This is a genomic window from Frateuria sp. (assembly GCF_035695185.1).
GTDB lineage: Bacteria > Pseudomonadota > Gammaproteobacteria > Xanthomonadales > Rhodanobacteraceae > Frateuria_A.
The window spans coordinates 1-11383 of record NZ_DASSES010000118.1 but is presented as its reverse complement, the minus strand read 5'-3'; the positions used below and the strand labels follow the sequence as shown (position 1 = coordinate 11383).

The window sequence follows — 11383 nt, the reverse complement described above, 5'->3', positions numbered from 1 at the left end:
CCACATGGCAACCACCATCCGCGTCGAAGTCGTCAGCGCCGAAGCCGCGATCTACTCGGGCGAGGCCACGATGGTCGTCGCCACCGGCGACCAGGGCGAGCTGGGCATCACGCCCCGCCACGCCCCGCTGATCACCCGCCTGAAGCCCGGCAAGGTCGTGGTGACCGAGGCCGGCGGCGAGAAGGTCGACATCTCGATCACCGGCGGCGGCATCCTGGAAGTGCAGCCGCACGCGGTCACCGTGCTGGCCGACACGGCCGTGCGCTCCGAGGAAATCGACGAGGCCGCCGCACTGGCCGCCAAGAAGGAAGCCGAGGAAGCGCTGGCCAACCGCTCCGAGGATATCGACGTGGCCGAGGCCCAGGCCAAGCTGGTCGCTGCGTTGACCCAGCTGCAGGCGCTCGAGCGCCTGCGCCGCAACCTCAAGCACTGACGGCCGCCCCGCCGCTGATGAAGACGCCGGCCTCGCGCCGGCGTTTTTGTCTGCGGGTCCGGCGCCTCCTCTCCTCCGGGAGCGGGCCGGGGTGAGGGGCCGTTCTTGCGATGAACGGCGCCAAAGCCGCTCGCCAGGCTTCCCCACGAGTCCCGCCCCAGCTCCGCCGAGGAGCAAGCAAGGCCGCGAACTTGGTGCGTGCACCCCCCATGGTTAGGCTGTCCTGCGTCATCGAGGAAGGAACGCCATGAGCCGTGCGATCACGCTGCTCGCTGCCGCTACGCTGCTGGCCGGCTGTGCCCACGCCGCACGAAAACCGGCCACCGAGCCGGGCGTCGGCGGTGCGGGCACCGACCGCATCGCGGTCAGCACCGGCATGGCCCACTACCAGCTGGCCATGGGCCAGGTGGCTACGGGCGCGACGCTCGAAGCGCACCAGCCGCCTGCCTACCCGGAGGCCATGCTCACCAGCTGCCCATCACGGGTGGACATGCCTGCACGGGTAATCGTCGACGCGCGGGGCCACGTGGATGAGGTACGGATGAATCCGCCTGAAGCGCAGTCGCCTTTCGCCGACGCGGTGCGCGATGCAGTGCGGGATTGGCGCTACACCCCGCTGACGGTCACCTACTGGGCGGCCGACGCGGACGGCAACAGCCATCCGGTAGACAGCGAGGCCAAGCCCTTCGGCCTCGACTACGTCTTCACCTTCCGCTGCGAACACGGCCGCACATCGGTTTCGGCCGGCCCGGGAGCCGCCGCCCGCTGACCCCGCGCCGATCTGGACACAGCGATTACACCTGCGCGCCTAGACTCGGGCGGACTGGGCTGTCAGGAGCCAAGCATGAGACACGTCGCCCGCCGCACGCTGGTCATCGTGCTGATCTTCGTCGCGCTGCTGGTGGTGGCGCGCCTCGCCCTGCCTTACGTGGTGAAGGACTACCTCAACCGCAAGATGGACCGCATGGGCGCCTACCACGGCCACGTCGCCGACGTGGATATCCATCTGTGGCGCGGCGCCTACAGCCTGGGCGACCTGCGCATCGACAAGGTGGACGGCAAGGTGCCGGTCCCCTTCTTCTCGGCCGGCACGACCGACATCGCGATCAGCTGGCGCGCGCTCACCCATGGCACCGTCCGCGGCCGGGTCGAGTTCGACCACGCCAGCCTCAACTTCGTCGACGGCGGCGATCAGGCGCCCAGCCAGGCCGGCAAGGGCGTGGACTGGCGCCAGCAACTGGAGGGGCTGGTGCCGATCCGCCTGGACGAGGTGACCGTGCACGACAGCCAGGTCACCTTCCACAACTTCGTCTCGCATCCGAAGGTGGACATGAAGATGACCGATGTCGAGGCCACGGCGGTGAACCTGAGCAACGCCGACCGCAGCAAGGGCCGTCGGGTGGCCGACTTCCACGCCACCGCCAAGGTGCTCGGCAGCGCGCCCCTGGCGGCCGACGCGAGCTTCGATCCGCTGGATCCGAAGCTGCTGGATTTCACCTTCGACCTGCGCATCCGCGACATCGAGCTCAAGCGGACCAACGACCTGGCGCGTGCCTACGCCAAGCTGGATTTCGCCGGTGGCAACGGCACCTTCGTCATGCAGCTCCAGGCGCACGACGGCCAGCTCAACGGCTATGCCAAGCCGCTGCTGCATGACGTCAAGGTGTTCAGTTGGAAACAGGACGTCGAGCAGGAGAAGGAGAACCCGCTGCGGGTCGCCTGGGAAGCACTCGCCAACGGCATTACCTGGCTGTTCAAGAACCACGCAAAGGACCAGTTCGCCACCAAGGTGCCGATCAGCGGCCGCATCGACAACAAGGATGTCGGCGCCTGGCAGGCGGTCATCAACGTGCTCCACAACGCATTCGTGCAGGCGTACACCCCGAAGCTCGAGAACCTGGAGCCGGCGCCGGAAAAGAAGGACTGACCAGTCCGCTTCACGAACGCGCTGTTATCCTCGGCGGCCATCGAACGCTTCCACCGGTGCCTGCATGCCCGCTTCGCCCCTGCACGTCGTGATCCTCGCCGCCGGCGAGGGCAAGCGAATGAAATCGCGCAAGCCCAAGGTGCTGATGCCGCTGGCCGGGCGGCCGCTGCTGGCCCACGTGCTGGAGACCGCCCGGGCGCTGTCGCCGGCCACGATCCACGTGGTACACGGGCATGCCGGTGAGCAGGTACGCGCCACCTTCGCGGCCGATCCGAACATCGAATGGGTCGAGCAGGCCGAGCGCCTGGGCACCGGCCACGCGTTGGCGCAGGCGCTGGCGCACATCCCGGATGGGACGCGCGTCCTGGTGCTCTACGGCGACGTGCCGCTGCTGCGCGCGGCCACGCTGGCACCACTGGCGAATGCCGACGGCCTGGCCCTGCTCGCCACCGTGCTGGAAGACGCCCGCGGCTACGGCCGCGTGCTGCGTGACGCCGACGGCCGTGTCGCCGGCGTGGTGGAGGAGAAGGACGCCGATGCCGCGCAGCGCGCCATCCGCCTGGTCAACACCGGCATCCTGGCCGGCGACGCCACGGCGCTGCGTGGCTGGATCGGCCGTCTGGAGCGCAACAATGCGCAGGGCGAGTACTACCTCACCGACGTCTTCGCCATGGCCGCCGCCGAAGGTCGTCCCGCCGCCTGCGTCGAATGCGCCGATCCGGTCGAGGCCGCCGGTGCCAACGATCCGCTGCAGCTGGCTGGCCTGGAGGAGCACCATCGGCGCCGCGCGACCCGCGAGCTGCTGCTGGCGGGGGTGCGCATGGCCGACCCGCTGCGCCTGGACGTGCGCGGGCGGGTGCAGGCCGGGGTGGACGTCGAGCTGGACATCGACGTGATCCTGGAAGGCTCCGTCGCGCTCGGTGACGAGGTGCGCGTGGGCCCGTTCGTGCGCCTCAAGGACGTGCAGCTGGCCGCCGGCACCGTGGTGTTGGCGCACTGCGACCTGGAAGGCGTGACCACCCGCGGCCCCTGCACCATCGGTCCGTTCGCGCGCCTGCGCCCGGGCACCGAGCTCGCGCCCGGCGTGCACATCGGCAACTTCGTCGAGACCAAGCAGGCGCAGCTGGGCGAGGGCAGCAAGGCCAACCACCTCAGCTACCTCGGCGACGCGCGCATCGGCGCGGGTGTCAACGTGGGCGCCGGCACGATCACCTGCAACTACGACGGCGCCAACAAGCACCTCACCGTGATCGAGGACGGCGCCTTCATCGGCTCGAACAGCGCGCTGGTCGCGCCCGTGACGATCGGCGCCAACGCCACGATCGGTGCCGGCTCGGTGATCACCAAGCATGCGCCCCCCGGCGAGCTCACGCTGGCCCGCGGGCGGCAGCAGACCATCCCCGGGTTCAAGCGACCCACCAAGAAGCCCAGGCCCGTGTAGGCGCAGTTCAGGCGTAACGCCAGCCGTCGATCTCCACCAGGAGCTCGCTGCGGCAGATGTCTCCGTGGAGCAGCAGCACCGGTACGCCGGGCAGACGGCGGGTGATGAATTCGCGCACCTGCGCCGCATCGGCCGGGTGCCGCACGTACGCCTTCAGTGGCGAGTGGGTGTCGAAGCCGGGCGCCAGGCGCCCGCGGGCCAGCAGCGCCTCCAGATTGGTGAAGGTCTCCTCCAGCTGGGCTTGCAGGTCATCCTCGTGCGCCGAGGCATGGCCAACCACCGCCGCGGTGCCGGAGATGGCCAGCGCGTCCTGCGCCGGCAGCAGCATGGCGCGGGCGAAGCTCGGAGGCGTGCGGCCGTACTGGCGCGGATAGCACCAGGCGCTGACCTGGCGCGGGTTCTCGATCCGCTCGCCCGGCTGGTCGCAGGCGAGCAGGTACACCTGCAGGCGACCGACCGGACCGTGGTGGCCGATCGCGGTGGCGGCGGGGTAGCCCTCGGCGAAGAATGCCCCCATGCCGGTCGCGCGGCCCTCACAGAAAAGCTTGTAACGCTCGGCGTCGCCTTCGCCCTGGTTGATCGCCCCCAGATAATTCCAGATCCGCAGCACGTGCCGCTCGGCGCGGCCTTCGACCAGCTGTCGCAAGGCCTGGTAGGCGCGGGTCGCCGCCGGCCCGGGGCCGCCATGGTCGGCCTCGTCCAGCTCCACCGCGGCGAACAGCCAGCCGCCGCCGGCCGCCCAGCGCACGTCACCGACGCGACCGTGCTCCACCTCGGCGTCGACCTGCCACAGCTCCATCGGCACCGGTGCGTCGAAACCCTCCAGTGCGACGCGGAACCAGCGCGGATCATCGCTTGCGGTGGCGCCGCTGCCGAAACCGAACACGGCCAGCGTGCCGTATTCGGCCAGCACGGCGGCCACCTCGCCACTACGGTAGGCGACCCGCGGCGCGCGGCGCGGCAGCGGTTCGGCCAGTGCGTTTTCACAACCCTGCATCATGCATTGCAAACCAGGAGCAACAGGCCCGCTATGTTACACTCCGCGCCTGTTGCCGCCGGGGGGAGGCACGCATGGGGTACGGAAAAAAGCATGGCAGAACTGACTGCGGCCCAGCACGAGCTGGCCACCTTGATCGTCCAGAGCCTGAACCTGGAATCGGTCGCACCCGAACAGATCGACCCGGACGCGCCGCTGTTCGGCGGCGAGTTGGGACTGGATTCGATCGACGCGCTGGAAATCGCGCTGGCCGTGTCCAAGCGCTACGGGTTCCAGTTGCGCTCGGACAACCCGGACAACCGGCGCATCTTCACCAGCCTGGCCACGCTCTCGGCGCACATCGAGCAGAACCGCGCCGCCTGAGCCCGCATGTGCGCGTCATCGTGACGCCCGCGCCATCCCGCTGCGCGGACCATCGTTCCCTTCGACCCTGATGCACGCGCACGTCATGTCCGATCCCAGGCGCCCCGGTGGGCGCCCGCTACCGCTGTTGCTCGCCTACCCGCTGCTGGCGGTCGCGGGTGCGTTGCTCCACCGGCAGTGCCTGTCGCTGGCGGCGTTGTCGCTGTTGCTGGGCCTGCTGTGGTGGCCGGCCCTGCGCGGATGGCGCCCCGGCGCCTGGCTGTTCTGGCTGGGGCTGTCGGGCGTGATGGCCTGGCTGGCCGCGCGAGGCCTCGCCTCACTCGTGCTCGACGCGGTGCCGGTGCTGCTGAACCTGCTGCTGGCCTGGGTGTTCGGGCGGACGCTGCGGGCCGGTCGCCAACCGCTCGTGGCGCGGTTCATCGAAGCGATCGAGGGCACGCCACGGCTGGCCCTGCCCGGCATCGCCACCTACGCGCGCCAGCTCACCACGTTCTGGAGCGCGCTGCTGACGGCGCAGGCGCTGCTGCTCGCCGTGCTGTTGTGTTGCCAGGAACCCGATGGCCTGCTCGAACGACTGGGCGTACCCTCGCCGTGGCCGCTGCCGCAGCCGTGGGTGCAGGGCTACGTGCACCTGGGCGCCTACCTGCTGATCGGGGTAGTGTTCGCCCTGGAGTACCTGTTCCGCCGCTGGCACCTGCGGCACTTGCCGCACCTGGGCCTGCATGCCTTGTTGCACCGGCTGGCGCTGCGCTGGCCCCAGCTGATCCGCGGCAGGGACCGCGCGCCATGAGCACCGACAGCTATCACACCACCTTTTTCTTCGCGGCCGGCCACCCGAGCCTGCCGGGCCACTTCCCGGGGCGCCCGCTGGTCGCCGGCGTGCTGCTGCTCGAAAAGGTGGCGGAGGCCTTGCGCGCCTGGCGCGGGGAGCGGCTGGCGTGCGTGCGCGAGGCCAAGTTCGTCGCGCCGCTCGAGCCGGGGGAAACCGCCGAGCTGCAATTGACGCGGGCCGCCGCGCAGGTACGCTTCGAACTGCGCCGCGGCGGCACTCTGTTGGCCCGCGGCCTGGTCGAGGGAGCGACGGACGCATGACTCATCATTGGCAGAGCCGGCCCGAAGGCGGCGGACGTTTCGCGCTGTGGCTGATCCGCAACATCGCCCTCTACGGCGGCCGGCGGCTCGGACGGGTGTTCCTGTACCCGATCACGCTGTACTTCTTCCTGCGCCGCGGGCCCGAGCGTGCCGCCTCGCGCGCCTACCTGAGCCGGGTGTTCGGTCGGCGCGCGACGGCCTGGCAGGTGATGCGGCACATCCATTGCTTCGCCGCAACGATCATGGACCGGATCTTCCTGCTCGCCCATGGCGAGAAGAACTTCGAGGTCGAGACGGTCGGGCTGGAGATGCTCGACGAGCAGCTGGCGCGCGGCCATGGCGTGCTGCTGTTCGGCTCGCACCAGGGCAGCTTCGAGGCCCTGCGCGCGATCGGTGCGCGCCGGCCCCAGATGCCGCTGCGCGTCCTGTTGGACAAGCAGAAGACCCCGGCGATGACCGAACTGCTCGAGGCCCTGGCGCCGGACGTGGGCGCCTGCGTGATCGATGCCTCGCAGGATGGCACCTCGATCACGCTGGCGATCAACGAGGCCTGCCAGCAGGGTGCGCTGGTCGCGCTGCTGGCCGACCGCGGGCGCAGCCACGAGGCGCTGCGCCACGCCCCGTTCCTCGGCCAACCCGCGCCGTTCCCGGTCGGCCCCTGGCTTCTGGCCCATACGTTGAAGGTGCCGGTGGTGCTCTGCTTCGGGCTGTACCTGGGCGGCCGCCGCTACCGGCTGGTGTTCGAGCCGCTGGCCGACCGCGTGGAGATCCCGCGGCATGCCCGCGGTCCGGCGCTGGATGCGCTCATCGCCCGTTATGCCCAGCGGTTGGAGCATTACGTCCACGTGGCACCCTACAACTGGTTCAACTTCTATGACTTCTGGCAGCAAGATCGGCGCAGCGCTGTGCATCCTGGTCCTGGCCTGCTCGGCGAACGCCTCGGCGCCTGACGCCACCGATACGCTGATCAGCAAGCTGGGCCGGCCCGCGCCGGCGCGCACGGCCTTCGCCGAAGCGCGCTTCATGCAGCTGCTCGACCGCCCGCTGGTGGTCTCCGGCGAGCTGGCCTGGCTCGGCGGCGACACGCTCGAGCGTCACGTCACCCGGCCGCACGAAGAGACGGCGCGCATTGCCGACGGCAAGGTCACCCAGCAGCGCGCGGGCAAGGGCGAGCGCAGCTTCTCGCTGGAGCGCGCGCCGCAGCTGAAGGTGCTGGTGGACAGTTTCGTGGCGCTGCTCGGCGGCGATCCGGGACGCCTGCGCCAGGCTTTCGCGATCACCCGTCGCGGCGATGCCGGCGGCGTGTGGACGCTTACCCTGACTCCGCGCGACCTGGATGTCGCACGCACGGTGGCCACCATCCGCATCGACGGCAAGGGCGCGCTGGCGCGCTGCATGTGGATGCAGGAAGCCGATGGCGACGTCGCCGTGGACCTGCTCGGCGCCCTGGCGGCCAGGATGCCGGCCGCGCCGACCCGCGAGGCGCTCACTGCGCTCTGCCAGGGCCAGTGAGGTGCACGGTCGCATGAGCATGGCGCTGCGCGCCCGCGTCGCGCTGCTGGCCGGCTGGTTGCTGCTGCTCGCCCTGCTGGGGCTGTGGGTGGCCAAGCATCTGCAGGTCGGTTCCGACCTGCGCAGCTTCATGCCCGCGCCGAGCACGCCCGACCAGCGCCTGCTCATGGAACAGGTGGGCGAGGGTCCCGGGTCGCGCCTGCTGTTGCTGGCACTCAGCGGCAAGGATGACCCGACCCTGGCGAAGCTGAGCCAGGCGCTCGCCACGAAACTCAAGGCCGACCCGCGCTACACGCAGGTGCTCAACGGCAGCTTCGACCTCACCGCGCTGGATCCCGCACTGCTGCCCTATCGCTACCTGCTGTCGCCGACCCTCGACACGCACGCGCTCGACGCGGCCTTCCTGCGCGACCAGCTGGAGCAGCGCCTGGACGAACTCGCCTCGCCGGCCGCCGGCCTGCTCAAGGGCCTGCTGCCGCGCGACCCCACGCTGGAGGTGCTCAAGCTCGCGCAGCGCTGGGCACCCGCGCGCTCGCCGCAGATCCGCGACGGGGTGTGGTTCTCGCCGCAGGGCGAGGCGCTGCTGCTGGTGCAGACCCGTGCGCCGGGCTTCGATCCGGACGCGCAGCAGGCGGCCATCACCGCGATCGGGCAGGCGCTGCACGCGTTGCCGGATGGCCGGGAAGCGAAGCTGGTCGTTTCCGGGCCCGGCTACTTCAGCGTGGTGGCGAGCACGCAGACGCGCCAACAGGCGGACTGGATCGGCCGCATCTCGACGATCGGCTTCATCGCGCTGCTGCTGCTGGCCTATCGCAGCGTGGGCTCCCTGCTGCTGGCCGCGCTGCCGGTCGCCAGCGGCGCGCTGGCCGGCATCGCCGCGCTGACGCTCGTCTTTCCGCAGGTGCATGGCATCACGCTGGCCTTCGGCTTCACCCTGCTCGGCGTGGCGCAGGAATACCCGATCCGCGTGCTCAGCCACCGCCGTGCCGGCGAGGATGCGGTCGCGAGCGTGCGCGACCTGTGGCCGCTGCTGCTCACCGCGATCGCCTCGGCCTGCATCGCCTACCTGGCCTTCTATGCATCGGGCGTCAACGGCTTGAAGCAGCTGGCAGTGTTCACCATCGTCGGCCTGCTGGCGGCCGGTTTCAGCACGCGCTACCTGCTGCCGTACCTGCTGCCGACGCGGGTGCGCGACGTCGCCGCGCTACCGTGGCTCGGGCGCCTGCGCACGGCGGTCGATGCGCTGCCGCGGCCGCGCTGGATCCCCTGGGTGGTCGTCGTGGTGATCGTGGCGCTGCTCGCGCTGGGGCGCGGCCCGTTCTGGCAGAACGACCTGGCCGCGCTCACCCCGCTGCCGACCGACCTGCTGCAGCGCGACGCACGCCTGCGCGCCGCGCTGGGCGCGCCGGACGTGCGCTACCTGCTGGTGCTGGAGGCGGCCACGCCCGAGGCGGTGCTCGCGCTGTCCGAACAGCTCGAGCCGCAGGCGGAGGCGCTGGTCACCCGCAAGGCGGTCGACGCCATCGAGCTCCCCTCGCGCTACCTGCCCAGCGCGGCGACCCAGCGGGCGCGCCAGCGCAAGCTGCCCGATCGTGCGGCCCTGGAGCAGGCGCTCGCGAAGGCCACCGACGGCCTGCCGTTCCGACGCGACCTGTTTGCACCCTTCGTGGCCGACGTGGACACCGCGCGGAGTCTGCCGGCACTCACGCCCCAGGCCTTCGCGGCCAGCCCGCTGGGCCAGCGCCTGGCGGCCATGCTGGTCGAACGCGACGGCCACTGGCTGGGCCTGGGCACGGTCAGCGGCGTGCACGACGCCGCGACGCTGGCGACGCTGGCCCGGGCCGGCGCTGGCACCGTGCGCGTGCTCGACCTCAAGGGCGCCGCCGAGTCGCTGGTGGTCGCCTACCGCACGCGCATCCTGCAGGCACTGCTGGCCGCCACGGTCCTGCTGGTGCTGACCATCAGCCTGGCCTTGCGCAGCCTGCGCCGGGCCTGGCACGTGCTGGCGCCGATGACCCTGGCGACCTTCCTGGTGCTGGCCGTCGAGCGGGTGGCGGGCGTGCAGGTTTCCCTGTTCCACCTGGTCGCGCTGATCCTGGCCGGCGGGCTGGGGCTGCACTACGCGCTGTTCTTCGAGCGCGACACCGGCGATCCGGCCGAGCAGCGGCGCACGCTGCACGCCACGCTGGTCTGCGTGCTCTCCGCGCTGCTGGTGTTCGGCATGCTGGCCTGGGCGACGATCCCGGTGCTGCGCGCGATCGGCCTGACCGTGAGCCTGGGCGTGGCCTTCCATTTCTGCCTTTCCATCCTGATGGCGCCACACGCGCAGGCCGAGCATGCTGCCGAAGAGTGACTGGGCCCACCTGATCCCGCACGCCGGCGGCATGTGCCTGCTCGAGGCGGTGCTGGCCTGGGACGCGGAGACCATCCACGCCACCAGCGAAGGGCATGCCCGCCCCGACAACCCGCTGCGCGGCCCGCACGGCCTGCACGCGGTGCACCTGGCCGAATACGGCGCGCAGGCGATGGCCGTGCACGGCGCCCTGCGCGCGCGGGCACGCGGTGTCGAAACGGCCCGCCCGGGCATGCTGGTGAGCCTGCGCGGGCTGGAGCTGGCGCTCGAGTACGTTCCCGGCGACGGACGCCTGGACGTCCATGCGCAGTGCCTCTATGCCGACGATACCGGCGCCCAGTACGCCTTTCGCATTGAATGCGCCGGCCGCCTGCTGGCGAGCGGCCGCTCCGCGGTGATCCATCCCGAAGGACCGATGCCATGACCCCGAGCAACCCTTCACGCCACGCCCTCGTCACCGGCGGCAGCGGCGACCTCGGCGGTGCGATCTGCCATGCGCTGGCCGCGGGCGGCTACCAGGTGATCGTGCATGCCAACCGCGCCCCCGACCGCGCCGAGGCGGTGGCGGCGGTGATCCGTGCAAAGGGCGGGCAAGCCCGTGCGGTGGCCTTCGACGTGACCGATGGCGCCGCCACGCAAGCCGCGCTGGAGGCGCTGCTGGCCGAAGGCCCGATCCATGCCGTGGTCAGCAACGCCGGGGTGCACGACGATGCGCCGATGGCCGGCATGCGCGCCGAGCAGTGGCAGCGGGTCGTCGATATCTCGCTCAACGGCTTCTTCCACGTCGTGCAGCCGCTGCTGCTGCCGATGGCGCGTGCGCGCTTCGGCCGGGTGGTGGCGGTCGGTTCGGTGGCCGGGCAGATCGGCAACCGTGGCCAGGCCAATTACGCGGCGGCGAAGGCGGGGCTGCACGGCGCGGTCAAGTCGCTGGCGCGCGAAATGGCCTCGCGTGGCATCACCGCCAACGTGGTGGCGCCCGGCGTGATCGAGGGACGCATGATCGGCGAGAGCTTCCCGCCCGAGCGCCTTCGCGAGATCGTGCCGGCGCAGCGCGCCGGCCGGCCGGAGGAAGTCGCCGCGCTGGTCGCCTTTCTGTGCTCGGAGGCCGCCGGCTACATCAATGGGCAGGTCATCGGCATCAACGGTGGCATGGCCTGAACGAAACAGGCGCCGCATGGCTGCGGCGCCTGCAGGCTTTCGGGGCGGGCGGGACAGCCCGCCCGCACTTGGCGACAGCGTCAGCCGGCGCGCACGGCTTGGGCCTT

The 11383-nt window shown here is 71.1% G+C and carries 13 protein-coding genes; 12 read left to right on the top strand and 1 reads right to left on the bottom strand.

The window, feature by feature from the left end; all coding sequences use genetic code 11:
• The first annotated feature begins 4 nt into the window (after positions 1 to 4).
• The 4 genes from VFH59_RS09845 to glmU all read left to right on the top strand — a co-directional run bounded on the left by VFH59_RS09845 (position 5) and on the right by glmU (position 3801).
• Positions 5 to 433, top strand: a complete 429-nt coding sequence (locus VFH59_RS09845) for a F0F1 ATP synthase subunit epsilon (protein WP_325164718.1) — start codon at positions 5 to 7, stop codon at positions 431 to 433.
• Positions 434 to 680: 247 nt separating this feature from the next.
• The gene (locus VFH59_RS09840; RefSeq protein ID WP_325164717.1) at positions 681 to 1202 is read left to right on the top strand and encodes a hypothetical protein; all 522 of its coding nucleotides are present in this window, start codon (positions 681 to 683) and stop codon (positions 1200 to 1202) included.
• Between the two features lie 75 nt (positions 1203 to 1277).
• The gene (locus VFH59_RS09835) at positions 1278 to 2360 is read left to right on the top strand and encodes a DUF748 domain-containing protein (RefSeq protein ID WP_325164716.1); all 1083 of its coding nucleotides are present in this window, start codon (positions 1278 to 1280) and stop codon (positions 2358 to 2360) included.
• Positions 2361 to 2424: 64 nt separating this feature from the next.
• Complete coding sequence (gene glmU / locus VFH59_RS09830; RefSeq protein WP_325164715.1) at positions 2425 to 3801, top strand: bifunctional UDP-N-acetylglucosamine diphosphorylase/glucosamine-1-phosphate N-acetyltransferase GlmU; 1377 nt, start codon at positions 2425 to 2427, stop codon at positions 3799 to 3801.
• 7 nt (positions 3802 to 3808) lie between these two features.
• Here glmU and VFH59_RS09825 read toward each other — a convergent pair whose 3' ends face one another.
• Positions 3809 to 4801, bottom strand: coding sequence for a pteridine-dependent deoxygenase (locus tag VFH59_RS09825; protein WP_325164714.1), 993 nt, complete (start codon positions 4799 to 4801; stop codon positions 3809 to 3811).
• A 90-nt stretch (positions 4802 to 4891) separates the two neighbouring features.
• Here VFH59_RS09825 and VFH59_RS09820 point away from each other — a divergent pair, with 90 nt between their 5' ends.
• The 8 genes from VFH59_RS09820 (at position 4892) to fabG (ending at position 11276) form a co-directional block, all read left to right on the top strand.
• Positions 4892 to 5161 (top strand): phosphopantetheine-binding protein, encoded by a 270-nt coding sequence (locus VFH59_RS09820; RefSeq protein WP_325164713.1) that lies wholly within the window; start codon positions 4892 to 4894, stop codon positions 5159 to 5161.
• 85 nt (positions 5162 to 5246) lie between these two features.
• Positions 5247 to 5951 carry a xanthomonadin biosynthesis protein gene (locus tag VFH59_RS09815; protein WP_325164712.1) on the top strand — a complete coding sequence of 235 codons (705 nt, stop codon included), beginning with the start codon at positions 5247 to 5249 and terminating at the stop codon, positions 5949 to 5951.
• Positions 5948 to 6253: a hydroxymyristoyl-ACP dehydratase gene (locus VFH59_RS09810; protein ID WP_325164711.1), complete on the top strand. Its 306-nt coding sequence runs from the start codon at positions 5948 to 5950 to the stop codon at positions 6251 to 6253. The genes VFH59_RS09815 and VFH59_RS09810 overlap by 4 nt, the downstream gene beginning before the upstream one ends.
• Positions 6250 to 7203: an acyltransferase gene (locus VFH59_RS09805; protein ID WP_325164710.1), complete on the top strand. Its 954-nt coding sequence runs from the start codon at positions 6250 to 6252 to the stop codon at positions 7201 to 7203. Before VFH59_RS09810 ends, VFH59_RS09805 begins: the two co-directional genes overlap by 4 nt.
• A complete protein-coding gene (locus VFH59_RS09800) occupies positions 7127 to 7765 on the top strand; it encodes a LolA-related protein (protein WP_325164709.1) in 639 nt (212 codons plus the stop codon). The genes VFH59_RS09805 and VFH59_RS09800 overlap by 77 nt, the downstream gene beginning before the upstream one ends.
• 13 nt (positions 7766 to 7778) lie before the next feature.
• Positions 7779 to 10118: an MMPL family transporter gene (locus tag VFH59_RS09795; protein WP_325164708.1), complete on the top strand. Its 2340-nt coding sequence runs from the start codon at positions 7779 to 7781 to the stop codon at positions 10116 to 10118.
• Positions 10102 to 10542 carry a phosphotransferase gene (locus tag VFH59_RS09790; protein WP_325164707.1) on the top strand — a complete coding sequence of 147 codons (441 nt, stop codon included), beginning with the start codon at positions 10102 to 10104 and terminating at the stop codon, positions 10540 to 10542. The genes VFH59_RS09795 and VFH59_RS09790 overlap by 17 nt, the downstream gene beginning before the upstream one ends.
• A complete protein-coding gene (gene fabG / locus VFH59_RS09785; RefSeq protein WP_325164706.1) occupies positions 10539 to 11276 on the top strand; it encodes a 3-oxoacyl-ACP reductase FabG in 738 nt (245 codons plus the stop codon). Before VFH59_RS09790 ends, fabG begins: the two co-directional genes overlap by 4 nt.
• Positions 11277 to 11383 lie beyond the last annotated feature (107 nt).

Coding starts and splice junctions, on each gene's coding strand:
- VFH59_RS09845 (WP_325164718.1), top strand. CDS start 5: ATGGCAACCACCATCCGCGTCGAAGTCGTCAGCGCCGAAGCCGCGATC.
- VFH59_RS09840 (WP_325164717.1), top strand. CDS start 681: ATGAGCCGTGCGATCACGCTGCTCGCTGCCGCTACGCTGCTGGCCGGC.
- VFH59_RS09835 (WP_325164716.1), top strand. CDS start 1,278: ATGAGACACGTCGCCCGCCGCACGCTGGTCATCGTGCTGATCTTCGTC.
- glmU (WP_325164715.1), top strand. CDS start 2,425: ATGCCCGCTTCGCCCCTGCACGTCGTGATCCTCGCCGCCGGCGAGGGC.
- VFH59_RS09825 (WP_325164714.1), bottom strand. CDS start 4,801: ATGATGCAGGGTTGTGAAAACGCACTGGCCGAACCGCTGCCGCGCCGC.
- VFH59_RS09820 (WP_325164713.1), top strand. CDS start 4,892: ATGGCAGAACTGACTGCGGCCCAGCACGAGCTGGCCACCTTGATCGTC.
- VFH59_RS09815 (WP_325164712.1), top strand. CDS start 5,247: ATGTCCGATCCCAGGCGCCCCGGTGGGCGCCCGCTACCGCTGTTGCTC.
- VFH59_RS09810 (WP_325164711.1), top strand. CDS start 5,948: ATGAGCACCGACAGCTATCACACCACCTTTTTCTTCGCGGCCGGCCAC.
- VFH59_RS09805 (WP_325164710.1), top strand. CDS start 6,250: ATGACTCATCATTGGCAGAGCCGGCCCGAAGGCGGCGGACGTTTCGCG.
- VFH59_RS09800 (WP_325164709.1), top strand. CDS start 7,127: ATGACTTCTGGCAGCAAGATCGGCGCAGCGCTGTGCATCCTGGTCCTG.
- VFH59_RS09795 (WP_325164708.1), top strand. CDS start 7,779: ATGAGCATGGCGCTGCGCGCCCGCGTCGCGCTGCTGGCCGGCTGGTTG.
- VFH59_RS09790 (WP_325164707.1), top strand. CDS start 10,102: ATGCTGCCGAAGAGTGACTGGGCCCACCTGATCCCGCACGCCGGCGGC.
- fabG (WP_325164706.1), top strand. CDS start 10,539: ATGACCCCGAGCAACCCTTCACGCCACGCCCTCGTCACCGGCGGCAGC.